This window comes from Imperialibacter sp. EC-SDR9 (assembly GCF_902498805.1).
Classification (GTDB): Bacteria; Bacteroidota; Bacteroidia; order Cytophagales; family Cyclobacteriaceae; genus Imperialibacter.
On sequence record NZ_LR701589.1, the window covers coordinates 120,496 to 143,685 of the forward strand.

The following is a 23,190-nucleotide window of genomic DNA, read 5'->3' on the forward strand; positions in this document are numbered from 1 at the left end:
AACCTTCTTATAGATGCTTCAACAGCAACCCTGCCTTCTGGATGTCCTTGGGTCGGCCGAAAAAACGATAAATCCGATGCTGCTCCTTGATAGTGGGTATTTTCACTTGCATGCCCGCCACGGTCACGTTCATAAATTGCCTGACAAGCAATGGCACCCATTGTTGTCCCGCATTCACTTCAAGGTTTCCCATCACCTCTGCGTCAACTCCTTTGAAGCGAAACCTGCCCGAGTTAGACCTGAAAATTCTGTCATAGGCATAGACATGGTCCTTTACCTGCCTGTCTTTCCATTGTTCCTTGAGGAAGTTAGCGTCTGCACTGGAGGTCAGCAGGTTGATGTCTCCTATCTTGTACATTTCGCACCCTGCCAGCACCATGGCGGCGCTACCAATAACAAAATAATCGTGCTTAAGAAGGTGAAGATCCCCGCCTGCCAACTCAAAAAAATGAGTTATTCTTTCCAATGCTGTCAATTCTCTATCGTTTAAGCTTTAACTGGTCTCAATTTCCAAGCTGATTTTCTCAAAGTCAGCTATTGTATCGTACTCCATTTCAATATGAAGAATGTTACACTCTTCGAACTCCTCTCCCACGGTCACGAACCCATGCGATTGATACAAAGGCACCACGTCCACTTGTGCATGAAGAAAGACTCTGGTTCCCAACGGAACGGTCGCAAGTACATCTCCCATTACCTTTTTCAACAGCTCTTTACCAACTCCCTTTCCCCTAAAACTAACAAGTACGGCAAACCGTTCGAGCTTTACGTTATTTTCTACATATCTCCACCTGGCGGTGCCAGCAGGCTGACTTCCATAAAAAGCCAGAAAATGGGTTGAAGATTCATCCAAACCGTCATATTCGTCCGCCTCACTCACCTTTTGCTCCTCCATAAACACCCTGCGGCGGATGTAAAAGGCATGCTCCAGGTCTTCGTTCGAGGCGATTTTCCTAACGGCTATATCACTCATTTGCGGTCTTCTTCTCCTTCGTCAAACTGATCATAAGCCTTGATAATTTCTCTTACCAGCTTATGTCTTACCACATCCTTGCCATCCAGTTCCACAAAGCCAATCCCTTTCACGTCCTTCAGCACGTTCAATGCTTCAATAAGACCTGACTTTTGCTTTTTGGGCAGATCAACCTGCGACTTGTCGCCCGTAATGATCACTTTCGAGGTGGGGCCCATCCTGGTCAGAAACATCTTGATTTGCATGGCCGAGGTATTCTGCGCTTCGTCCAGCAAAATAAAGGCGTGGTTGAGTGTACGGCCCCGCATGTAGGCAAGCGGCGCTATTTCTATCACCCTATTCTCCTGATAGAACTTCAGTTTTTCAGGTGGTACCATGTCGTCCAGTGCATCGTAGATCGGACGAAGATACGGGTCGATTTTTTCTTTCAGGTCACCAGGCAAAAACCCAAGGTTTTCTCCAGCTTCTACCGCCGGACGGGTGATGATAATTTTTTTCACCTCTCTGTTCTTGAGTGCCTTTACTGCCAGTGCCACGGAAATATAGGTCTTGCCGGTACCTGCCGGCCCGATGGCAAAAACCAGGTCGTTCTTCCGGGACGCTGTTACAAGTGCTTTTTGATTGGGCGTTTTCGGGACGATCTTAAACCCCTTGGTGCCATAAATAAGCACATCATCTTTGTCCTCATCCAGCACAGTCTCGTCTTCCTGGGTCAGGTAGTTGGTAACGTTCTCTTCGGTTACCATACCGAACTTATTGTAGTGCTGAATCAGCGAATTAAGGATATCGTTGATCCTGATGATTTCGGGTGTGCTGCCTTGTATCCTTATCTCATTTCCTCTGGAGATGATCTTGCTTTGAGGAAACGCCTGGGCAATTTGCTTAATATTTTGGTTCTCAATCCCAAGAAAATCGAGAAGGGAGATATTCTCCAGTGTGATGACCTTTTCTATCAAATGATGATCTATTTTAGATTCTGTTAGTAATCAGCTAAGTGCTTTATTTTTATTTACTTTGCCCCTGTAAAACTAACTATTATTTGCGTCTTCCTACATGGCTCTCATCACTTTTCTGTCAGATTTCGGTACGTCAGACCATTACGTGGCAGCAGTGAAGGCAGCAATAATGAGCGTCAACCCTGGATTACAAATAGTTGACATTACCCATGGAGTGGCATCGTGCAACCTTGCAGAGGCTTCCTACCTTCTGGAATCGGTCTTTCGTGATTTTCCTAAGGGTACGGTGCATATGGTGGCCGTGAACTCGACCGGAAAAAGAGAGGACAAGCCAGTGGCAGTGAAGCTGGAGGATCACTTCTTCGTAGGGCCCGACAATGGCATCTTCAGCCTGATTTCCACGCAAAAGCCAACAGCCATTGTAACCCTCGACCTGATCAATAAAAAGAAAACTACTTTTCCAGCCAGAAACATGTATGCGCAAGCCGCTTCTTACCTGGCCAGTGGCAAGTCTATTCATGACCTGGGACAAATGGTGCCTGAGCTCAATACACTCATCAAGAAAAAGGGCAAAACGACCAAAAAGCAAATCACCGGCCATGTGATTCATATCGACCATTACGGCAATTTGATCACCAACATTGCGAAAGATGACTTTGATACCATCATGGAGCTTAACCAGCAAAAAGGCTTCGAAATATCTTTTGGAAGGGAGCGCTCTACCGAAATTCACGAGTCCTATTTCTCCGTAGAAGGTGGCGAATGCTTTTTCATCTTCAACCAATCGGGCTTGCTGGAAATTGGCATCAACAACGGCCATGGGTCTGACCTGCTGGGACTCCACTACGACTCCCCCGTTTTTATCAACTTCGTAACTGAATAGCTATGATTATCAGGATTGTGCGCATGACCTTTCATCCCGATAAAGTCAGCGAGTTCCTGACGATCTTCAACAATTCCAAAAGCAAAATCCGGCATTTCGAGGGTTGCCAGCATTTGGAGCTATGGCAAAGCACGGAGATGCCAAACGCCTTCACCACCTACAGCCACTGGCAAACTGCGACCGATCTGGAAAACTATCGGCATTCAGAGCTATTCAAAACCACCTGGGCGAAGACAAGGGTGCTTTTTGCGGAAAAGCCGATTGCCTTTTCCAATGAAGTTCTAATGGATGTAAATTAGCTTTGGATTTAATACATTCTTTAAATATGTTTGCATCCCGTTTCGGAATTGAGACCACAAACGGAGTTCCTTCACATCATGCCTGGGTGGCGAAATTGGTAGACGCAAAGGTCTCAAACACCTTCGGGGGCAACCCCATGCCGGTTCGAGTCCGGCCCCAGGTACTAGCTTAAATGCTATCGGTTAACTCCATCGGCCAGGCTGTGCACATAATAAATGGGCATTTACCAACAGTTCAAACCTGCTGCTTTTCATGTTTCACGTTTACGCCATAAGCAGTTTGTCAAGAAACTATATTCACGTTGGATTGACCGACAATTGGGATCGACGATTCCGGCAGCATAATTCAGGGCAGAACAAGACAACCAAACCATACGCTCCCTTTATCCTTGTTTATAAGGAAATTCACCCAACAAGAGTAGAAGCGAGAGTGAGGGAAAAATATTTCAAGTCGGGCATTGGCAAAGAATTCTTAAAAGCCTTAAGGGATGCTCTTCCTGATACGGATTGATTACACAATTTATTGAAATCAGATCGATCCCCCAGCACCAAACGGAGTTCCTTCACATGATGCCTGGGTAGCGAAACCTGCCTGCGGTCAGGCAGGTTGGTAGACGCAAAGGTCTCAAACACCTTCGGGGGCAACCCCATGCCGGCCTGCCTGCCGTCAGGCAGGTTCGAGTCCGGCCCCAGGTACCAAAACTGCTAGGTCTGCAATTCTATTTGCTGGCTTCCACGTCTCTGCGAAGGTGTATTTTTTGTCAATAGACGATCCCGCCTTCATGATCCTTTGCGCTTATTGTGCCGTCAGTGAGCTTCTTCCTTTTTGAATTCTTCAACTACTTCAAGTGCTGCCCAATGGATTTGTGTGTCATAAAGTTCGCCTTTAAAAAATCGGATGACCCTTCGCTCCGTACAGTCGGCAAGTGTAGCGACTTTGCTGGTGTAACCCTTTGGCAACTGAGCCTTTAATTCTTTGAGATTGAAGTATGGCATTTTTCTAACTTTTTCTTTCAAAGTAAAAATACAGTAATTATGCTGTAAATTCAGTATAAATACAATTATTATGTCTTTTTTTTTCATAAATGATCAGCGGACATTTGCATTATGCAGCACAGAGGCGAAATTCTCAAGAAGGTCGTTTACGATTACAAGGAAAAAACAGGTGTGACTATTCAGGCCATTGCCACTAAGGCTGGTTATGACCAGTCAACCCCCTACAGGCATTTTGAGGTTGAGGAATTATCTTATCATATCATTCGAAAGTATGGTACAGCAATCGGTCACGACTTTCGGGAGGACTTTCCAGATATGGGTGATGAATTTATGATAGTGAGTGAGCCAAAGCAAAGCTACGGCATGAGCCTTGACCAATGCATGGAGCAAAAGGAACTATGGCAAAGGAAGTACATAGAACTTCTGGAGAAACATAATGCTTTGCTATCTGAGCGATTGAATGGCTAATGCCTATAGGTTTTTGCATATCAAGATTGCATAAAGGAGAGTGTTGAGGCCAGGGTCCCAGGTTTCAGGGACGTTTTTCCCTCTTTCATGACTAGTTCAAACTAAGAAACCTGGTGTGAAACATCACACAAAAAACGTCCGCTTCGCTTTTCTGTTTTATTGCCCTGGCTGACCACGTCGTTTATATCAGCAAATTACAACTAGATTTCAGCCATTTCCCATTTACGAACCTATTCAATAGGTTCGTTTTTTAACGTATGCTACCTTGTAAACCAAAATATTACTGACACATAATCATTTCCAATACCCATAATTCATATATTCCGTCTCCAAAAGGGCTTCAAATGTCACTCAGTTAATATGAAAAACCAGCGATTACTCTGCCTCTTGTTTATTGCTTTGTCGTCAGGCTCATCGTTTGCTCAAAAAACCTACGTCGTAAAGCTGAAGCCTGACAATATCAACATCCCCAACAGAAGCTTCTACATTGACAAAGTGACGGACAACCGAAACACCGATAAAGAGTGGATTGGAATTGTTCAAACCGGAAAATTCAATGACCCTCACGAAGCAAAATTTGAGTATGGACTGGAAAATGCACTGATAACCTATCTCAGAATTTCGCTATCAAAAACCGACACCCGGCAGGTACCTGTCACAATGGTGATTAACCGACTTGAAATCACCGAAAAGATGACAAGAGCCAACGAGATGGGCTACGCTGACATTTCCGTGGACTTCTTCAAGGATGGCATAAAAATGTTTGGTACCGAACAGTATACCGGAGTGAGTGGCCTTGACGTAACTGAGCTGCACGAAGCAAATATCAGAAAGGCAATTAACCTAAGTCTTGTTGCATTTGAAGAATTTAATAGTGCAGCTGCCATAGGTAGCCAAAGTGAAAATTCCCGACTCTCTGAAAACTCGGTTCCGGGCTCAGATATAGATTTGTATTCACTCACGCAATCTGTGGAGCGTACCGAGGACGATGCAAGTATCACTAATGAATACAAGAAGGGTGTGAAAGAAAACAGAAACATTACCGCTCTGGGTTATCAGATTGGCGGTAACACACTGGTTGGCTTTGACTATGAAATCAGGGTGAGCAACTATTTCGGTGTTCATTTGGGAGCAGGAATAAAAGGCTTCACGGCCGGAATGAAAGTTCATACCAGCCCAAAGAAGAACAGCCCTTTTTTCAACTTGAGCTATAAAGATGCTGGGTTAGGTTTGATGAGCTCCCTGGGCTTTGAGCTTGGAGGGCGATTAATCCTCAGCAAATCCAGTGACTTTGGTCTTTTGGGTCAGATTGGAATTCAGAAAATCCTTTCCATCGACGAAGAATTTGAAAACAGATTATTTAAAAGAAGAGATACCCCATCAGCTGTGTTGGCGGTCGGCATCGGCCTGAGCTGGTAGATTAAAATTACTCCAGCGCATACCCTTTCACAGACGTATTAAATTTGACACGATTACACCGGCTTCTCAACAGAGAAAATATTAATTTTCGGATATTGAATATTATATTGAATATTATATTCAATATTTCCCAGCAAAGACTGGGGAAAAAATACCAACCTATCACCATGAAAAACCAGCTATTACTCTGCCTCTTGTTTACTGCTTTGTCATCAGGCACCTCGTTCGCACAAAAAACCTATGTCGTAAAGCTGAACCCCGACTACATCAACATTCCCAACAGAAGTTTTTATATAGATGAGATAATTGACAACCGAACCGACAAAAGCCGGATCGGTATTGTTCAAAACGGTTCCCTGCGCCTTGCTCAGCTTGAGTATGGGCTGGAGAATTCCCTGGAAAGCTATCTAAAATCTGCTTTTCCAAAGACCGATCAGGAAATTCCTATTATTATGGTGGTCAACCGGCTGGAGATTTCCGAAAAACCGGCAAGTGTCGGTGAGGTTGGGTACGCTGACATTTCCGTTGATTTCTTCACAGGCGAAATCAAGCTTTTCAGCACCGATCAGCATGTGGAGGTCACCGCTACCGACGTGACCAAGCTGCACGAGGCCAACATACGGGAGGCCGTGGCAAAAAGCCTTTTTGCGTTTGACGACTCCAACTGGGTGTCGGTAATGCATGGAAAAACGGAAAAGCCCCAACCCTCCAGAAATACTGTACCTGGTTCGGATACTGCATTGTTCTCGGCCACGCAGCCTGTAAGCGGAGACAACCCTAACTACAAAGCCTCAGAGAGCAAGAATAATTCGACGGCACAAGCTCCTGCGGAATCACCGGAGGAAGCAACAACTGACACCTATACGGAGAATAGAAATATCACGGCGGTGGGTTATCAGATTGGCGGTCTAACACTGATAGGTGTCGACTATGAAATCAGAGCCAGCGACTATTTTGGTGTACACATGGGAGGTGGTTTGGCTGGATTCACAATAGGATTGAAAATTCATACCAACCCGGAAAAGAACAGCTCGTTCTTCAACCTAAGCTTTAAAGACGGTGGCTTCGGAAAAATCACAACCCTGGGATTGGAATTTGGAGGTCGATTAGTATTCAGTAAATCCAGCGACCTTGGACTTGTGACACAAATAGGTATTCAAAAAATTCTGTCTATCGACGAAGAATTTGAGAAACAAGTATTCAAAGGAAACGGTGCACCTCGGGTTATGATGGCCTTTGGAATTGGGCTTAGTTGGTAGACTGGTTTATCGCCTAAGTAGGGAAGACAATTATGTACTGGTTGAACTCAGGTATTCCGAAGCTGTCATTACTGGGATTTCTGAGGTTTTAAAATCCTTAAGGTCTCTGGTGATAATTGTATCGAGGTTGTTTTCTACAGCAGTATAATATTGTAGTCCGTCTTCAAAATCTTTGAATGCTATGTCATTCAAAGCAAGGCTAATCGTCCTTTCCGACAGGGATAATACTTTCGTCAGCATCAGAAACCGTCTAATGATCTCTCGGGCTTCATCTGCTCCTTTGAACTTGGCGAGCACATAATTTGTATTGGCAATAGTAAGAGCGCTAACAAAAAGTTTCAGCTTTCCTTTGTCGCCAAGCGAAATAATATGAGCTGCACTTTCATAAAATGGCTCTCTTCGGGCTAGTAAATCAAGGACTATGTTAGTGTCTAGCAGTAGCTTTTTCACTTATACTTCTCAAGCAAGTAGTCAGTATACCCCTCTTTATAGTCAAAATCACTATCAATTTTAATGACTCCACTTAAGCTTTTTACAAGAGGTGTTATCTCAGCACCCTTTGAGCTTTTACTGGTCAAAGAAGATAAATAGCTTTCTATTAACTTAGACAGACTGACCTTGTGGGCCTTAGCATATGCCTTGGCCTGCTCTATGATTTCCTTATCAACGTTCAAAGTTAATTTAGTATCCATGGGCTTTATGTTACGTGCAAATTTAGCAAATTGTTACGTAACATTCAAGAGATTCGATGGGCCTTTCATCGAAATGCTGACCTGTCCAGTACCCTCTCCAGTCGGCCAAGGCATAGAAAATTACCAGCTTACTCCCTGATCACCTTCAAATGATCATCATTACCCGTCATTTGCCAGTGCCCCAACGATATTGGGATGCATCCTATGGCATTGAGTTGGTCAAAGAAGTCCTTTACCTTGAAAGGTTCATTGTTAGCCTCCTTCATTCTGGCAAACTCCGCCATGGCATTTTCCAGTAGATACTTGCCAGTGATGTAGCTGCTGCCATAACCCGGCTGGCGCAGGTATAAATGCTGTTCGAAGAGAAGCAGTTCCTTTTCAGTTTTCATCCAGCCTCTTGGCGTGTATTCAGAGTGAATGCTTCCGGCCTCCACGCTGTTCATTTCGTTAGCCTGGGCGTAAAGTGACCCCAGTCCCCTGGCGGCCCTTTGCGCAATCATGATATAGACAATTTCCCTTACTCTTGGGTCGTCATCATAAAAGCCTGCCTGCATAAACATCTCCTCCACGGCTGTAGCAGTGCCTTCATTGCGGGAATCGAAGATATTGTACAACAAAGGGCCTTTGCGAATTTCACTTTCATGTGGTTCGTTGTCCATGCGGGCGAGTTCAAACCAGTGATAGAAATGTGAATACAGCGGCCGTGGGTCATAGTGCATGCCTATCAAAAAGAAGTTGCGCCTTTCCTTCGGCACATAGCTTCCCAAGTGCTCCCTCAGCGCTGGCTCGAAGTAGGGCTTCACCGTTACAATTTCGTCTTGCTCCAGAAACGTCATCATACTAACCGCTGCCTTTTCTGCCATTTCCTTAAACGCCTCCGGAGAGTCAGCAGCGGTGAGCTCAGGCAGGTTGCGGTTGCGGTGTTCTTCCAGTTTCAGAGAAGCCCAGGCACGGGACAGCTCCCGTTTCAGCAGCATCACCTCATCGTCCCACGTGAGGGGTACCAGATGAACATTTTGCAGGTACCAGGTGTAGTTTTCTTTCCCAACACCTGATGGCCCGGTTTTAGTCTCCGCCTTTTCTTCCAACCATTCAACCAATTCCTCAGTAGACGTAATGCCATCATTGATGACTTGCACCAGACCAGCGTCTTCCTTTACACCAGGCAGCATCAGCAGTCCCTTCAAGTCTTCGCTTTGCGTGCGAATATCCCTGATGCCCGCTACCCACAGGTCTTTGGCATTGCCAGTTAAGTTGATTTTTGCCTGTTCGTTAAAAGCTGGAATGACTGACAGCTCTTCCAGGAACTGTATTTTGTCTTCTGTGTTAAGTGGAAAGCTGTACTTCCAAACATCTAAAGCGGCATGGTTTGTCGGTCCTTCATGTGCAGGCACGTCGCTGCGATCCATCCACAGCACTTTGTAGAAAGCCGGATCTCTTTCCCATGGTTTCAATATGTGATGATTAAAGTCGTAGCCGTTCATTTCAGCCCAAACAACCATCCAGTCAACCTTTTCTTCGACTGGCCATTCTGTAGTGTCCACGGCCATCAGTCGGCCCTGTAGTTGCTCAAATTCCGTCCAGCGCTTCTCGAAAGTACTTGCAGTGTAGTTAGGTGCTCCATCCTTCAAAGGCGGGGTTTCGAAGCTCCTCCACTCTTTGAACAGGGCCACCAGGTCATCGTATCGCTTGGTAGTGGGCGCAGCGGCAGTGACGATCTCTTGCTGAGGCTGTTCTGGCTGGCAACCGGTAATGAGAATTAACAAAGCAGCAAGCTGAAAAAGGGAGGAACATCTCTTCATTGAAACGATTGGTTATGATAAGGGTCGAATATAGGGAATTTCCAAAACCCATCAGCGAGGGATTATTGGGACGGTGCAGAAAGTGTTACGTAACAACGGAGATACATCGGACTTTCATCATTGAAAGTGGCTGTTGTAATTCAAATCCTATTTTCACCACTCCTACCCAATTTTTCTCCTTCCATCATTTGAATTCTTCCTGAAAAAGAAATAAGCGGCCGTATGAATAGGTTAGCGGCGGTATAAATGCATGGTCGGTTAATAAATGAGCTCCTTCCTCCTCAAACAACAGCAAAAACCTCTTTTAAATGATTTAAATGGAACATTTCCGGCCTGAAGTGTGTACCTTTACGTGAGTAGAATAAAAGTATTCGAAGGAATCTCCCTCAAATACCCAAAAAACAATGAATTATCAGAATACCCCAAGTGCCGCTTTTTTTCCGTGCCCCTCGCCTTTGTTTTATTACCCGAGGCCAAAGAGGTGATTCCTTGTTTTTATAAGCATTAACCAACTCACTTTATTAACATTATCTGACATGCCGGAGGGCATGTCGCAGCTATTTATTACCCATGAGTATATACAACAATCAGCAGCTTCACGACATTGACAAACAACACTACCTCCCCACCTTCGGCAGGTTTCCCATTACTTTCGAGCGGGGAAAAGGCGCCAAGCTCTGGGATACCGATGGCAAAGAGTATGTGGATATGCTGGCTGGTATCGCTGTTTGCAATGTAGGCCATTGTCACCCCACGGTGGTAAAAGCGCTACGGGAGCAGGCAGGCAAGCTGATGCACATCTCTAATTTTTTCCTCAGCGAGCCCCAGGCGCTGCTTGCTAAGAAGCTCAGCGAAATCTCTGGTATGGATAGGGTGTTTTTCAGCAACAGTGGAGCTGAGTCGGCCGAAGGTGCCATAAAAATTGCCCGAAAGTATGGCCATAGCAAAGGAAAAGGTGGTACCGTCATCTCTATGAAAAATTGCTTTCATGGCAGAACGCTGGCCACGATAGCCACTGGTAAAAAAACGATGCAAGATGGCTTCGAACCCATCCCACAGGGCTTTATGCAGGTGCCCTTCAACGACATAGACGCACTGAAGAAAGCTTTGCAGGACAATAATCCGAAAGGCGGCACCCACCAAATATCCGCCATCATCGTAGAGCCGATTCAGGGGGAAGGCGGTATCAATGTAGCTGACCTTGAATTCCTCAAGGCGCTCCGTCAATTGTGCGACGAAGAAGAAATTGTGTTGATTTTTGACGAAATTCAATCTGGAATCGGCCGCACGGGCAAGTGGTTCGCCAAGGATCATTTCGGTGTGCAGCCCGACATCATGACCCTCGCCAAAGGCCTGGGCGGGGGCATCCCCATCGGTGCCATCCTGTGCAGCGAGAAAATGGCCTCGGTGATGAAGCCCGGCGACCATGGCACTACTTTCGGAGGCAATCCGCTTGTTTGCGCTACGTCGCTGGCTGTGCTGGAAGTGATTGAAGAAGAGAACTTACTGACTGCGGCCAAAGAAAAAGGTGTCTGGCTCAAAAAGGCCCTGATGGACATGAACGAACCTTCCCTCAAGGAAGTCAGGGGAAAGGGGCTTATGCTGGGCGCCGAGTTTGATTTTGAAACTAAACCTCTTGTGGTGGAAATGCTCAAAAATGGTGTGGTTGCAAACGCTACGGCAGGCAACGTGCTTCGTTTTGTGCCAGCGCTTACCATCGGTTATGACGAGATGGAGCAGGCCATTGCTGTATTAAAGGAATCACTAATAAACATAAAGGCCCATGCCTAAGAAAAAGATAGGCGTTGTTGGCGCCACTGGTTATACAGGCTCTGAGCTTGTGCGCATCCTGGTCAGCCACCCGGAAGTAGAAATTTCCGTCATTACGTCCGAAAGTCGGGCGGGTGAGAAATTTTCAGACGTCCACCCGTTTTTCAAAGGGATCGTTGACCAACCCTTGCACAAAGCCGACAAGGTAAGCGAGCTCGACCTTGACCTGGTTTTCCTCGCACTGCCGCACGGCGTCTCCATGGAGTACGTGAAGCAGTTTGCAGGCAAAGGCTTCAAAATCGTTGACTTTTCAGGTGACTTCCGTCTCGACTCTCCGAAGACTTACGAGGAATGGTACAAAAAGCCACACACTTTCGTCAAAGGCTTCGACACAGCGGTGTATGGTCTGCCAGAGCTTTTCTACGACAAAATCAAAGGTGCTGAGTTGGTAGCTAATCCTGGCTGCTACCCCACCAGTGCTATTTTGCCCCTGGCCCCACTGCTTCAGAATAAGCTCATAGAGCCAAAAGGTATCATCATCGATGCCAAGTCAGGCATTACCGGCGCCGGAATTAAAGCAAGCGCCACCACACACTTCTCAAATGTGAATGATAACTTTAAAGCTTATGGTTTAAAGAACCATCGCCACACCATTGAGATCCAAGGTGTGCTGGACGGGCTAGCGACTGGAGTAACGCTCCAGTTCACCCCTCACCTGCTGCCGGTAGATCGTGGCATCCTTTCAACGACTTATGCAAGACCTACAGGCCCAACAACGGGCGCTAAGTTGAAAGCACTTTATCAGGACTTTTACAGAGACAAGCCCTTCGTAAGAATCTGCGACACACCACCTGCGATCAAAGACGTGCGGGCCAGCAACTATTGCAATATATTTGTTGACTTCGACGAAAGAACGGGCAATATTATCATAGTAAGCACCATCGACAACCTGGTAAAAGGTGCCGCCGGGCAGGCTGTTCAGAATATGAACATCATGCTGGGCTTCGAAGAAACTTTAGGTCTAAACCACATCCCTGTCAATCCATAATCATGATCAAGAACATCACCAACGTACGAGGCATAAAATGCTGGGGTGCTCACTCCGGCGTGAAATCACTTAGAAGAGACCTCGCAATGATCTACTCTGAAGTGCCAGCCAGCGGTGCAGCTGTCTTCACCCAAAACAAGGTGGTTGCCGAGCCTGTTAAACTATCAAGAGAAAACATCAAAGGGGGCGTAGTTCAGGCCATTGTCATCAATGCAGGCAACGCCAATGCCTGTACAGGCCAGCAGGGTGCGGATGGCGCTCAGGCCATGCTGAAAACTGCCGCCGAGGCACTAGATATCGATCAAAAAACGATCATTATAGCCTCGACGGGTATTATTGGCGAGCCATTCCCTACCGAAGACGTGGTAAAAGGCATCATCGAGTCGGCACCTAAGTTAAGTAGCAAATCCAATGCAGGCTCATTCGCTGCCAACGCCATACTCACTACAGACACCTTCCCTAAAGAAGGCTTTCTGGAGTTTGAACTCGATGGCCATGAAATTAACATGGGGGGCATTGCCAAGGGATCGGGGATGATCCATCCCAATATGGCCACCATGCTTGCATTTATTGCCACCGACGTAGCCATAGAACCGAAGCTGTTGCAGAAAACCCTGAAAGAGGTGGTTGACCGCACCTTTAATATGATCACTGTAGATGGCGACACTTCCACGAACGACATGGTGGTAGTAATGGCCAACGGCAAGGCTGAAAATGACATGCTGACATCGGAGAAAAGCAAAGGCTACGACGTGTTTAAAGAAAAGCTGGAAGAGATGATGAAGCACCTTTGCACATTGATTGTGTCTGATGGTGAAGGTTCTTCGAAGTTTCTAGAGTATACTGTAAAAAACGCCACCGATGAGGTAACCGCCAGAAAAATATGCCGGGCTGTGTCCAGCTCCACGCTGGTAAAAACCGCCATGTTTGGTCGTGACCCCAACTGGGGTCGCATTGTATGTGCTGCAGGCAACGCCGATGTGCCTTTCAACTTCGAAAAAGCCGACCTGTATCTGGGTGACGACAAAGAGATGATACAAGTACTTGAAAAAGGCAGGCCGCTCGACTACGACCGCAACTATATGAAGCGAGTGCTTCGGGAGTCCCATATCTATATCAACCTCGATTTGAACGAAGGCAAGGCAGAAGCCACCGGCTGGGGTACTGATTTGACAACGGATTACGTACTATTTAACTCAGTGTATACTACTTAAGGAAGAAGAGGAAGGAAGACCGGAGACCAAAGCAGGCGTCGGTACGGCAAGCAGGCCGGTTGCGCTGGGCCCGTCAGACGTTATCCTCGACGCCTCACATACTCAATTCCTTTTCCCAACCGTTGAAAAGAAATCAGGTAATGGTTTTGTTTGGGTTTAATTATCTTGAAGCTCATTCCAAAAAGATACCTACATGTACAAAAGACTTTTACTCATCAGTGCACTTTTCCTCGGTGGCTTCGCCCTACTTGCTCAAAACCCCCAGCGTTTTCAGGGAGAAATTGATAAGTACGCTCAGGAAGCGGCGGCTGTCAATAACAAGAAGCTTGCGTTATTTACAGGCAGCTCATCCATCAGAATTTGGGATGATATGGCAGAAAGGTTCCCGAAAAAGAATGTAGTCAATCGGGGCTTCGGTGGCTCGTCTATGTCAGATCTGCTTTACTATACTGATGACTTAATTTTCAAATACTCGCCGTCAAAAATCTTTATCTACGAGGGCGACAACGACATTGCCTCAGGAAAGACACCCGACCAAATCCTGGCAGACGCCAAAACTATACTCACCCAGATAAGAGAAAAACTACCCAAAAAGGTGAAGGTATACTTCATCTCCGCCAAACCCAGCGTTTCCCGCTGGAATCTTAAAGACAAGTATGTCGACTTCAACAAACAATTGGAGGCCTGGACCAAAACCGAAGCCAATGTCGATTACATAGATGTGTGGACACCCATGCTGCAACCAAGCGGCGAGGTAATGGATGATATCTTCAGAGAAGATAACCTCCACATGACGTCGAAAGGCTACGACATTTGGGAGAAGGTTATCAAAAAATATTTGTAGGGCCAACTATCTTCATCAAGCGTAAGAAAGGGGTGCGGGAGCGCTTTTGGTCTCCCAAAGCCTGCTGCTTACCAACTACTGTTTACTTCTTACCCTTCACTTCCTTCCCTGTCCATTTTTTACTATCCCATTTCTGAATATTTGAGGATTTTGCATCTTTAATAAAGGTTCCAAAACTCAACCATGTTTAAAAGTGCTCTCCTTATCGGAATCAGAAGCTTGCTGAAGAACAAGCTGCATTCCACCATCAACCTGTCTGGCTTTGCGATAGGTATTACCTGTTCGTTGCTTATCCTTGCCTTCGTGTGGGACGAGCTCCACTACGACCGCTTCCACCCCAACGACGACAGGTTCTACCGCCTGGCCCTTCACCGCAGCTTTCCGGGCCGTGATGTGTCATTCGCCACTACGCCTTTCCCGGCAGGGCCGACCCTGCTACAAGACATCCCCGAGATAGATAGCTATTGCCGTCTTTTCACACCCTTCTCCAGTCCGCCGAGGGTACGAATAGGCGATATTGAATTTTACGAAACCAACAGGCTCGCTGCCGACTCCACTTTCTTCAGGCTGTTCGGCGTTCAGCTAAAAGAAGGGGATCCCCGCAATGCCCTGAAAGACCCCAATAGTGTGGTGCTAACGGAAAGCACCAGCAAAAAATACTTTGGAGATCAGGTGGCCGTTGGTAAAATGATCAAGGTGGGTGACTCCACCCTTTACCGGGTAACCGGCATCGCTGAGGATGTGCCACACAGAAGTCACCTTGAGTTTGACCTGCTCTTCTCACTACGTTCCTTCCCCGGCGCCCACGATGGCACCTTTTGGGGGTCTTACCAATGCCTCAACTACTTCCTGCTGAAACCCGGCGTGACCCCGGAGCAGGTGAAAGCAAAAATCCCGTCGGTTGTCAAACAGTATATGGGACCGCAGGTGGAGTCCCTCCTCAACATCACTTTCGACGAGTATGAAGCAGCAGGCAACCGGCACAACTATGTCTTCCAGCCTATTCAAAGCATCCACCTCGAAAGCAACTTCCAGAATGAAATCAAGCCTAACGGTGATAAAAACTATGTCTACCTTTTTATGGTCGTTTCAGTGCTCATCCTGTGTACGGCATGCTTCAATTTTGTGAATCTGTCAACCGCCAACTCTGTCAAGCGGGGCAAAGAAGTAGCCGTCAGAAAGGTGGTGGGTTCTAGCAAACTTCAGCTTATCATCCAGTTTATTACTGAGTCCATTGTCATCACACTCATAGCTGTCGTCATTTCTTGTTTGCTATTTATCTGGCTCCTTCCCTATTTCAATCAGCTGGCAGAAAAGCAAATTGCTCTAACGGATTTTAGCCTGCCAAATGTTGCAGGACTGCTGTTGGTCTTCACCGTGCTGTTGGGCACACTGTCGGGGCTTTATCCTGCTTTTTTCATCTCGTCCTTTCCCACACTCAAAATTTTCAAGGGAGAACTGAAGCTAAGCCATAAAAAATGGGGGTTCAGGAACATTCTGGTGGTAGCGCAGTTCATGGTGTCTATTTTTTTGATGGCAGCCACGCTGTTCATTTACCGCCAAATGAACTTCATGATGGATAAAAAGCTGGGCTTTGACAAAGATCAGGTGCTCGTCATTGAACGCAGCAACCAGCTGGGTGGCAGCCTCAGGGCTTTTATGGACGAATTACAGCAGGTCAACGGTGTGGAAAAAGCGTCAGCCTCTTTTCATGTACCCGGCCGACAAATGAGCGGTGGCAGCTTTCATGCCCAGGGAGTATCCGCCACAGAAAGGTATCTTTTTACTGCTATCTACGCCGACTATGATTTTGCTGACACATATGGCATCAAAGTAAGGGAAGGCCGCTTCTTTTCGAAGGAAATGGCCTCCGACACGGCAGCCGTTCTTGTGAACCAGGCCACAGTAGACATGGTGGGGTGGGACAATCCGCTGGAGCAAAAAATATTACCAACCGCCGGCACCCTCCAGCGCATCATTGGCGTGGTAGACGACTTTCATTTTGCTTCGCTACACGAGAAGGTCGGGCCGCTGGTCGTCTTTGGCATATCTCCCCAGCAGTTGGCTACACTCAGTCCTAATCTGGTATCCGTTCGAATCGGCTCTGGGGCATCCACAAAGGCAACCGTGCAAAGCATAGAGGCCACCTGGAGCAAATGGATGCAGGGCAGCCCCATTCAATACAGCTTCCTCGATCAGGAATTCAATGCGCTTTACCAGAATGAAGAACGTATTAGCAGGGTGTTTTCTACTTTCTCCATACTGGCCATTTGCATCGCCCTTATTGGCGTAGTTGGCCTTTCCACCTACATCGCCAATCAGAGAACAAGAGAAATCGGCATCCGCAAGGTGCTGGGTTCGTCAGCGTCGGGCATCCTTGTGCTGCTCTCAAAAGATTTTGTTCAATTGCTGATTGCCGCAAACATACTGGCACTTCCGCTGGCGTGGCTGGCGTTGAGCAAATGGCTGGAGCAGTATCCTTACCAGACTTCGCTTACCATCTGGCTCTTCCCTGCCATTGGCATAGTCTTCTCCTTTTTCATAGTGCTCACAACTTGTCTTGTTACCTACAGGAAAGCACAGATGAACCCTTCTAAGGCAATTAGATATGAATAGCAAATTGGGAAAGTGAGAAGTAGGAAAGTAAAAAAAGCCCTTGTTGTTTTTTCAGACAACAAGGGCTAACAATTCGTCTAGCAAATGAATTTAGGCCAGTGCCTTTCTGCAATATTCAACGCATTTTTGTACCTCTTTTACGGCATCAGAACCTTCAGGAATCTCGTATTCAAGCTCTATTGTGCCAGGGAATTTGTATTTCTGCTCACTCATGAGTTGAAGCACTTCTGTCAGTGGTGTATCGCCGGTTCCCCACACCAGGTTCTTTTTCCCATGCTCAGGGTTCTGGCGATCCTTCATGTGCATGCTAAGGATCCGATCAGCCTTTGCTTTCACCATGCCTAGTGGATCAGTATTTCCTGCGGCTACAAAATGTCCTAAGTCAAGATTCAATCCATTGTACTTCGACTGCTTCAAAGCGGTGTCCCACAAAGTAGGTGTTTGCTGCTCGTGCCCATGGTAGCCAATTGACACCTTGTGCTTAGCCGCCAGGGTACCCAACCTGAGTGTCTGCTCATCGTCGCTCGGGTGCTCCAGGGTAACGTGGCTGGCTCCAAGCGCTTTCGCTGCCTTAAGGCCGTATATCACTTCTGCATCGGTATTGTCTTTGCCAAAGGCATTGGGTTTAAAGGCGTAAATCTGCACACCGGCGTCGTTGTACATTTTCTTTACCTGTGCAAACTTATCCATGGAGGCCGTTGCTCTCCAGGCGGCCACTTCCTTGTTGTAGGCAGTCGACTGCGCCTGCATATCAGCCATTTGCTTCTTCTCGTCGTCGGTGAGCTCCTCCCCTCTTCTTTGCTTACCATACAGGCCAAACATTGCCCTGCGGTCAATAGTGCTCTCAGGCTTGCCTGCAAAACTTTCAGCCGGATCGCCCATCAGCTCCACGGCGCTGATACCACAATCCACGATGTATTTCAGGGTAGCCTCAGCACTTTGATCAGGCAGGCTGCGGAAGGAGTAGGTGATGACACCCAACTGCACGCCGTTGATCATGGAATCGGGCTTACCGTAGCTCCTGATAATGTTGGGAAAGCCGGTAGCTCGCAAAAGAGACGGAGCTACTAAAATACCAGCCGCTGCTGCCGCTGATTTACCTATGAAATTCCGGCGTGAGGCCAGGTGTTGCTCATTGTTTTTCATCGAAGTAGGTAGTTAAAATGAGAAGACGTAAAAGGTCAAAAGAATTAGTTATTCCAGATTTGCTCAAACTAGTAGTCAGCAAACATCCGGGAAGAACTAAGATACATGAAATTTAACAGTGTAAAGACCAATCAGCAAGCTTTTGGGGGTATTATAGACAATACGTCGTTTTTACACGATGGTCGGCGAAATTTATCTGACGACAATGAATCCACAATCGACAAGAAAAGCCGACTTACAAGGTCGGCTCCCACTGTTTCCACGAAAAAGGAAAGGTTTAATACGTTTTCAATGATTTAAAAGCCTCCGCAGAAGTAGAAAAGTAAAGGCGCTTGTCTTTCAATTGGTGAACCCTTTTGATGGTATACAATTGACCTGACTGTTCAATTTCGCTGGGAAGCTCCAGCCATTCTTCTCCATTCCACTTGTAGATAAATCTTTGACCTGTAAGGCCTTCGACAGCGCCAACACCTTTCACACTGAACAGCGACCCGTTATTGCCAACGAGATCAGGAACTTTTCCTTCTATATCGTTCCATGTTTGCCCGCCATCGTCGCTTCTGATGCCCTGATTGAACTGCTGATAGTTGCCGTTTACATCCACCCTCACACCGAACAGGATACCCTCCTTGTCGATACAAGTAACATATTGTGATCCTCCTTCAAAAAGGATGGAAGAAGCTGACCAACTAATTCCGTCAGTAGACTTGCTCACATATGCGCTGAACTTCGGCACGCTGAAGCCAGTTCCGCCCAGGTAGTAGTCGTAATTATACCCAGCAATGGCGATAAGGCTTCCGTCACTGAGTTGCTGCACGGAGTGGCCACTATAACTTGGGAAGCCAATAGAAGCTTCCTTCCAGGTGGTGCCGCCGTCGCTGCTTCGGTACACGTTGTTACCGAATGCGTAAAGGTTTCCCTCCAGGTCCTCATAAAGCGTGGAAAGGGTGGTGGATTGCCCCAAGTCAACAGGAACAATTAGTTGGTCGGCCAGCATTTCATAAAGCCCCCCATTGAGGATCACAAAAGTTTTCCCGTTCGATGCTTCAATCGCATCATACAAGGTGGCCTCCTGACTGACTAGTGCCTGACCAACCACCTTTTTCTCTTCGGCATCCAGGTCATGCTCAACCAGGCCGTAAGCCAGCCCTCCCTCTGCTGCACCTGCATAATAGATAGCTTCACCGGCCATTGCTATAGAAAAAATGCCTCCGCTAATGTTGTTGTGGTATCCGGCTTTGCCCACCGACTCCCATGCTCCACCAGTGTATTCGTAGATGCCATTTGGTGCAGCCAGCAAAACAAACACTCTTCCCGACGTTGACACTCTCAACTCCAGTGGATTCTGGTAGTTGGTCATTTCTCCCTTAAAGGCCATTTGTGTTATCGATCCGCCGGGAGTTACTTTAGTGACTCCGGTTGAATTAGTAAAGTAAAAATTGCCATCCGCTCCTGCGGCTTGCTTTTTATTAGGCAAGCCCTGAGCTATTCCCTGGATCACTGTCCATTGATTGGTGGTGGGATGATACTTCGACATATCGCCGGACTGAGAGTTAATAAAATAGATGCCACCTCCGGCTGCCACATCAAAATAAGCGCTATTGGCGGGAATTTCCACTGCCTCAAACGCTGACGCACCTTTCTTCTTCACTGAAAGCTTGTTAAGGCTGGAAACACTACAGTTGCAGCCAATGAAATAGTAGAGATTGCCTGCCTCATCCAGATAAGCTGAATCGTAATACCCACCTTCAGGGTGCTGCACCGTGCCTAATGAAGTGCCGTCGAACAGATAGAAATTTTTGTCGTATTTAAGCAGCACCTGGCCATCATTGCTTACCTGATAAGGAACGCTCCGTGTGAAATTATTGGCAGTGCTTGTGAACTCATTCCAGGTGGCACCGGCATCTTCACTGTAATAAAAGCTTACTGCTGTGTTGGTCACTGAAGCCACCTTAACAGCCATATATTGCTGGTTGGGGCTTACAGCAATGGATTGTATAGGAAACTGACCGAACTGAGCCACGGCAAGGTTGAAAGCGCCGATGGATGATGCAAGATCTCCTTCCGGGTCGTCGTCTTTTCCACAGCCCGCTAATACCAATAATGTGAGCAGCATCAAACTAAGGTTCTTCATGTCTTTTTTTTGATGCCAAAGTTAGACTTGGTGAAGCCTGTGAGACATCCGTGCCGGAGGGTATTTTAGAGGGGTGGGAAGGTGGTATCCCTGTCCCAGTCTGTAGGTATTAAACCCAATAAAACAAAAAAGAGGGCTTATAGCCCTCTTTTTTGTTTATTATTTCAAATCCAATAATTATTCATCTTTGAGCACATCCACCATATTGAGTCGGGCGGCAGTGTAGGAACGGTAGCCCATAGTAACCACAGTGACAAGCAAGGTGACCCCGAGGGAAATAGCCACAATTTCCCAGCCAATGGTAATGTGATAGGCATAGCTTTCGAGCCACTTCTGCATGCCCAGGAAGGTGCCCGTTGCCGATACTACAAAGGCAACAGACAAGATAACAAGAATCTCTTTGGTGAAAATATTCAGAATCTGACCTACGGAAGCCCCTACTACCTTACGAATGCCTATTTCCTTGCGCTTGGCATTTGCCATATAATCTGTAAGACCATACAGCCCTATGGCGCAAATCACCATGGCCATCAAGGCAAAAAACCTCATCACTTTGCCCATAACGTCTTCCATTCGGTACTGATTGGCTACCTTCTGGTCAAGAAAATTGTACTCAACAAGCAACTCAGGAAACACCTTCTCCCATTCTTCACTGATAATTGCCACAGCTGCTTGCCCCGCTTCTGGATCGGTAGAAGCAAGTGCAATAGACAGCTCATAAAAACCATTGGGCCCGTAGTTCAACATCACTGGCACAGCCTCTTGCCGAAGCGAATTGGCGTTAAACTCCTCCACCACTCCCACTATCTGGAATTTACCTCCCCAGGTTGCCTGAAATAGCTTTCCAAGTGCCTCCTGTGGGTTAAAAATCCCCATTTTCCGAATAAGTGTTTCAGTAACAACAACTCTTTGATTGATAATCGATTCACCCTCCGGCGATCTTTGATAAGCATCAGTCGAGTTTACATTCCTTCCAGCCACCAATTTAATATCGAACAGATTCAGGTATTTTTCATCTACCTCCTTCACGTTTACAGTAAATACCTCTTCCTCCCCTTTTTCAGGGCTGAAATACTGGCCGGTGTTGTTGGTGCTTGCAAGCGGACCTCCCAGGTTCAGGCTTGCCTGCGCAATTTCCGGGTGCTTCAGGAGCTCAGTCTTCAGCACTTCTGATCGCTTTAAATCCGGCTCGGGAAACTCGATGGTTATTACACCATCTTTCCTGAACCCCATGTCCTGGCTCCGGAAATAGTCGAGCTGGAAAATCACTATGATAGTACCCATGATAAGCCCGATGGAAACCGCAAACTGAGAGCCTACAAGCACTTTGCGAAGCGGGAACTTACTTTGCCTGTCAATGTTGGAGATTTTCGTCTTAATAGCTGTAAGCGGTGAAAAGCCTGAAAGCACAAATGCAGGGTACAAACCAGACAATAAGGAGACCGCTGTGATCGAAATGGCACAGAAGATGATCCAGTTAGTCAACGGAACATCCTTAATAGTCATCGGGTAATCAATAAGATCACCAGCCGCTCCAAGCATGACGTCGGCTATAAGAAAGCTAATACCATGAGCCAGTGCCACAATAATGAAAGATTCCAACAGGAACTGAAAAATGAGCGCCGGGCGGTGTCCGCCAAGCACTTTTCTGATGCCCACTTCTTTGGCTCTTTTGACAGCCCTGGCCGTAGAAATATTGATGAAATTGATGCTGGAAATCACTATAAGCAATACAGCCAGAGCGACGATAATCTTGATGGTGGCTGCATCAAGAGACATCCCGCTGTAGGTGCCGTAGTCCGTGGTATGAACCTGGCTTAATGGTTGAAGGAAGACACTATAGCCATCCAGCGTATTGTTCTTTTCTACGACACCCTTTATGCCCGACTCCACACCACTTGATTCGCTTTGGTTATTCAGCTTGACCAGAGCCTGTGTATTACCATTGAGCCTGTTCCAGTCTGTTCCTCTACCAAAATAGGCATTCACCCCTTCCTGGGCCTCATAGTAAGCTAACATGTTAAAGGGGAAGTCGGTCGATTTCGGGAAATCCTTATAAACAGCTTTCACCACCAAATCATGCTTGTTGCCAAGGTTAATAATCCGGCCCAGTGCCCTGTCGTACTGATTGTTGATGTCAAAGAACTTTCGGGCAGTTGAAGCTGAAATAATGACGGAGTTAATATCCGACAAAGCATTGGCAGAGGAGCCTGCCACCCACTCGAAGTTCAGGATGTCAAACACATCCTCATAAGCAAAGCCAATATTTTCTTCTTTAAGTTTCTTCAACGATCCTCCCTCCTGGGGTATGTTGACCTGAGCTGAAAGCGAATACAGATTGGTGGCAGCTTCAATGCCTGGGATTTCACTTTTTAACGCACCTGACAATGGGTGCGGCACAGTAGCAAACTTCACATCATCATCACCACTTTTCCAATGGCTCACCACTCTATATACCTGCTCCAGGTGGCTCTGGTGCTTATCATAGCTCAGCTGTAGGGTAAGAAAGGAGTAAATGGCAATGACACAGGAAGCACCGAGGGTCAGCCCCGTAAGGCTCAGTACCGTATAGGTCTTGTTCCTGAAAAAATTGCGTAAGGCCGTAAGAAAGTAGTTTCGTAGCATAGTAGTAGAGATTAGCTTCCCATATGGGGAGCAAATAATTGTGCCA

21 protein-coding genes and 2 tRNA genes are annotated in these 23,190 nt (G+C 46.8%); 13 read left to right on the forward strand and 10 right to left on the reverse strand.

Translation table 11 applies throughout. The features are described from left to right. Positions 1 to 7: 7 nt before the first annotated feature. From GC130_RS16875 to GC130_RS16885, 3 genes are read right to left on the reverse strand one after another with little or no spacing between them, the layout of a single operon-like run. Positions 8 to 475, reverse strand: a complete 468-nt coding sequence (locus GC130_RS16875; RefSeq protein ID WP_151999515.1) for a hypothetical protein — start codon at positions 473 to 475, stop codon at positions 8 to 10. Between the two features lie 18 nt (positions 476 to 493). Next, positions 494 to 973, reverse strand: coding sequence for a GNAT family N-acetyltransferase (locus tag GC130_RS16880; protein WP_151999516.1), 480 nt, complete (start codon positions 971 to 973; stop codon positions 494 to 496). Further along, positions 970 to 1,929, reverse strand: a complete 960-nt coding sequence (locus tag GC130_RS16885; protein ID WP_151999517.1) for a PhoH family protein — start codon at positions 1,927 to 1,929, stop codon at positions 970 to 972. The genes GC130_RS16880 and GC130_RS16885 overlap by 4 nt, the downstream gene beginning before the upstream one ends. Positions 1,930 to 2,026: 97 nt before the next feature. On the opposite strand from GC130_RS16885, the gene GC130_RS16890 reads away from it, so the two are divergent. The 5 genes from GC130_RS16890 (at position 2,027) to GC130_RS16910 (ending at position 3,810) form a co-directional block, all read left to right on the forward strand. Then, the gene (locus tag GC130_RS16890; RefSeq protein ID WP_151999518.1) at positions 2,027 to 2,812 is read left to right on the forward strand and encodes an S-adenosyl-l-methionine hydroxide adenosyltransferase family protein; all 786 of its coding nucleotides are present in this window, start codon (positions 2,027 to 2,029) and stop codon (positions 2,810 to 2,812) included. A 2-nt stretch (positions 2,813 to 2,814) separates the two neighbouring features. Continuing rightward, complete coding sequence (locus GC130_RS16895) at positions 2,815 to 3,111, forward strand: putative quinol monooxygenase (RefSeq protein WP_151999519.1); 297 nt, start codon at positions 2,815 to 2,817, stop codon at positions 3,109 to 3,111. Between the two features lie 80 nt (positions 3,112 to 3,191). After that, positions 3,192 to 3,275, forward strand: a tRNA-Leu gene (locus GC130_RS16900). An 89-nt stretch (positions 3,276 to 3,364) separates the two neighbouring features. Continuing rightward, positions 3,365 to 3,622 carry a GIY-YIG nuclease family protein gene (locus tag GC130_RS16905; protein ID WP_151999520.1) on the forward strand — a complete coding sequence of 86 codons (258 nt, stop codon included), beginning with the start codon at positions 3,365 to 3,367 and terminating at the stop codon, positions 3,620 to 3,622. Positions 3,623 to 3,683: 61 nt separating this feature from the next. Next, positions 3,684 to 3,810: transfer RNA gene (locus GC130_RS16910), tRNA-Leu, on the forward strand. 108 nt (positions 3,811 to 3,918) lie between these two features. Here the strand turns inward: GC130_RS16910 and GC130_RS16915 are convergent. Then, positions 3,919 to 4,194, reverse strand: a complete 276-nt coding sequence (locus GC130_RS16915; RefSeq protein ID WP_151999521.1) for a hypothetical protein — start codon at positions 4,192 to 4,194, stop codon at positions 3,919 to 3,921. A 24-nt stretch (positions 4,195 to 4,218) separates the two neighbouring features. On the opposite strand from GC130_RS16915, the gene GC130_RS16920 reads away from it, so the two are divergent. From GC130_RS16920 to GC130_RS16930, 3 genes are all read left to right on the forward strand, one after another. Continuing rightward, complete coding sequence (locus tag GC130_RS16920; RefSeq protein WP_151999522.1) at positions 4,219 to 4,575, forward strand: hypothetical protein; 357 nt, start codon at positions 4,219 to 4,221, stop codon at positions 4,573 to 4,575. Between the two features lie 360 nt (positions 4,576 to 4,935). Next, positions 4,936 to 5,994 carry an opacity family porin gene (locus GC130_RS16925; RefSeq protein WP_151999523.1) on the forward strand — a complete coding sequence of 353 codons (1,059 nt, stop codon included), beginning with the start codon at positions 4,936 to 4,938 and terminating at the stop codon, positions 5,992 to 5,994. Positions 5,995 to 6,161: 167 nt separating this feature from the next. Then, positions 6,162 to 7,253: a hypothetical protein gene (locus tag GC130_RS16930; RefSeq protein WP_151999524.1), complete on the forward strand. Its 1,092-nt coding sequence runs from the start codon at positions 6,162 to 6,164 to the stop codon at positions 7,251 to 7,253. Between the two features lie 30 nt (positions 7,254 to 7,283). Here the strand turns inward: GC130_RS16930 and GC130_RS16935 are convergent, their stop codons facing one another. The 3 genes from GC130_RS16935 to GC130_RS16945 all read right to left on the reverse strand — a co-directional run bounded on the left by GC130_RS16935 (position 7,284) and on the right by GC130_RS16945 (position 9,747). Next, positions 7,284 to 7,703 (reverse strand): PIN domain-containing protein, encoded by a 420-nt coding sequence (locus GC130_RS16935; protein WP_151999525.1) that lies wholly within the window; start codon positions 7,701 to 7,703, stop codon positions 7,284 to 7,286. Continuing rightward, on the reverse strand, positions 7,700 to 7,945 hold the full coding sequence (locus GC130_RS16940) for a DUF6364 family protein (RefSeq protein ID WP_151999526.1): 246 nt from the start codon (positions 7,943 to 7,945) through the stop codon (positions 7,700 to 7,702). Before GC130_RS16940 ends, GC130_RS16935 begins: the two co-directional genes overlap by 4 nt. 128 nt (positions 7,946 to 8,073) lie before the next feature. Further along, on the reverse strand, positions 8,074 to 9,747 hold the full coding sequence (locus tag GC130_RS16945; RefSeq protein WP_151999527.1) for a hypothetical protein: 1,674 nt from the start codon (positions 9,745 to 9,747) through the stop codon (positions 8,074 to 8,076). A gap of 570 nt (positions 9,748 to 10,317) precedes the next feature. Here GC130_RS16945 and GC130_RS16950 point away from each other — a divergent pair. From GC130_RS16950 to GC130_RS16970, 5 genes are all read left to right on the forward strand, one after another. Beyond that, a complete protein-coding gene (locus GC130_RS16950; protein ID WP_151999528.1) occupies positions 10,318 to 11,538 on the forward strand; it encodes an aspartate aminotransferase family protein in 1,221 nt (406 codons plus the stop codon). Continuing rightward, a complete protein-coding gene (argC, locus tag GC130_RS16955) occupies positions 11,531 to 12,565 on the forward strand; it encodes an N-acetyl-gamma-glutamyl-phosphate reductase (protein WP_151999529.1) in 1,035 nt (344 codons plus the stop codon). The genes GC130_RS16950 and argC overlap by 8 nt, the downstream gene beginning before the upstream one ends. Positions 12,566 to 12,567: 2 nt before the next feature. Beyond that, positions 12,568 to 13,779 (forward strand): bifunctional glutamate N-acetyltransferase/amino-acid acetyltransferase ArgJ, encoded by a 1,212-nt coding sequence (argJ, locus tag GC130_RS16960; protein WP_151999530.1) that lies wholly within the window; start codon positions 12,568 to 12,570, stop codon positions 13,777 to 13,779. A 193-nt stretch (positions 13,780 to 13,972) separates the two neighbouring features. Continuing rightward, entirely contained in the window at positions 13,973 to 14,623 is a 651-nt protein-coding gene (locus GC130_RS16965) for an SGNH/GDSL hydrolase family protein (protein ID WP_151999531.1), read from the forward strand. Between the two features lie 183 nt (positions 14,624 to 14,806). Then, a complete protein-coding gene (locus GC130_RS16970; RefSeq protein WP_151999532.1) occupies positions 14,807 to 17,239 on the forward strand; it encodes an ABC transporter permease in 2,433 nt (810 codons plus the stop codon). A gap of 90 nt (positions 17,240 to 17,329) precedes the next feature. Here GC130_RS16970 and GC130_RS16975 read toward each other — a convergent pair whose 3' ends face one another. From GC130_RS16975 to GC130_RS16985, 3 genes are all read right to left on the reverse strand, one after another. Continuing rightward, positions 17,330 to 18,385 carry a sugar phosphate isomerase/epimerase gene (locus GC130_RS16975; RefSeq protein WP_151999533.1) on the reverse strand — a complete coding sequence of 352 codons (1,056 nt, stop codon included), beginning with the start codon at positions 18,383 to 18,385 and terminating at the stop codon, positions 17,330 to 17,332. Positions 18,386 to 18,662: 277 nt separating this feature from the next. After that, positions 18,663 to 20,519 carry a sialidase family protein gene (locus tag GC130_RS16980; protein WP_151999534.1) on the reverse strand — a complete coding sequence of 619 codons (1,857 nt, stop codon included), beginning with the start codon at positions 20,517 to 20,519 and terminating at the stop codon, positions 18,663 to 18,665. Between the two features lie 177 nt (positions 20,520 to 20,696). Continuing rightward, on the reverse strand, positions 20,697 to 23,144 hold the full coding sequence (locus GC130_RS16985; RefSeq protein ID WP_151999535.1) for an FtsX-like permease family protein: 2,448 nt from the start codon (positions 23,142 to 23,144) through the stop codon (positions 20,697 to 20,699). Between the last annotated feature and the right edge of the window lie 46 nt (positions 23,145 to 23,190).

What these genes read in the sequence shown, in the direction of transcription:
- argC (WP_151999529.1), top strand. Translation starts at nt 11,531, where the DNA reads ATGCCTAAGAAAAAGATAGGCGTTGTTGGCGCCACTGGTTATACAGGC.
- argJ (WP_151999530.1), top strand. Translation starts at nt 12,568, where the DNA reads ATGATCAAGAACATCACCAACGTACGAGGCATAAAATGCTGGGGTGCT.
- GC130_RS16920 (WP_151999522.1), top strand. Translation starts at nt 4,219, where the DNA reads ATGCAGCACAGAGGCGAAATTCTCAAGAAGGTCGTTTACGATTACAAG.
- GC130_RS16905 (WP_151999520.1), top strand. Translation starts at nt 3,365, where the DNA reads ATGTTTCACGTTTACGCCATAAGCAGTTTGTCAAGAAACTATATTCAC.
- GC130_RS16950 (WP_151999528.1), top strand. Translation starts at nt 10,318, where the DNA reads ATGAGTATATACAACAATCAGCAGCTTCACGACATTGACAAACAACAC.
- GC130_RS16980 (WP_151999534.1), bottom strand. Translation starts at nt 20,519, where the DNA reads ATGAAGAACCTTAGTTTGATGCTGCTCACATTATTGGTATTAGCGGGC.
- GC130_RS16985 (WP_151999535.1), bottom strand. Translation starts at nt 23,144, where the DNA reads ATGCTACGAAACTACTTTCTTACGGCCTTACGCAATTTTTTCAGGAAC.
- GC130_RS16945 (WP_151999527.1), bottom strand. Translation starts at nt 9,747, where the DNA reads ATGAAGAGATGTTCCTCCCTTTTTCAGCTTGCTGCTTTGTTAATTCTC.
- GC130_RS16895 (WP_151999519.1), top strand. Translation starts at nt 2,815, where the DNA reads ATGATTATCAGGATTGTGCGCATGACCTTTCATCCCGATAAAGTCAGC.
- GC130_RS16925 (WP_151999523.1), top strand. Translation starts at nt 4,936, where the DNA reads ATGAAAAACCAGCGATTACTCTGCCTCTTGTTTATTGCTTTGTCGTCA.
- GC130_RS16940 (WP_151999526.1), bottom strand. Translation starts at nt 7,945, where the DNA reads ATGGATACTAAATTAACTTTGAACGTTGATAAGGAAATCATAGAGCAG.
- GC130_RS16965 (WP_151999531.1), top strand. Translation starts at nt 13,973, where the DNA reads ATGTACAAAAGACTTTTACTCATCAGTGCACTTTTCCTCGGTGGCTTC.
- GC130_RS16915 (WP_151999521.1), bottom strand. Translation starts at nt 4,194, where the DNA reads ATGAAAAAAAAAGACATAATAATTGTATTTATACTGAATTTACAGCAT.
- GC130_RS16975 (WP_151999533.1), bottom strand. Translation starts at nt 18,385, where the DNA reads ATGAAAAACAATGAGCAACACCTGGCCTCACGCCGGAATTTCATAGGT.
- GC130_RS16890 (WP_151999518.1), top strand. Translation starts at nt 2,027, where the DNA reads ATGGCTCTCATCACTTTTCTGTCAGATTTCGGTACGTCAGACCATTAC.
- GC130_RS16970 (WP_151999532.1), top strand. Translation starts at nt 14,807, where the DNA reads ATGTTTAAAAGTGCTCTCCTTATCGGAATCAGAAGCTTGCTGAAGAAC.
- GC130_RS16930 (WP_151999524.1), top strand. Translation starts at nt 6,162, where the DNA reads ATGAAAAACCAGCTATTACTCTGCCTCTTGTTTACTGCTTTGTCATCA.
- GC130_RS16880 (WP_151999516.1), bottom strand. Translation starts at nt 973, where the DNA reads ATGAGTGATATAGCCGTTAGGAAAATCGCCTCGAACGAAGACCTGGAG.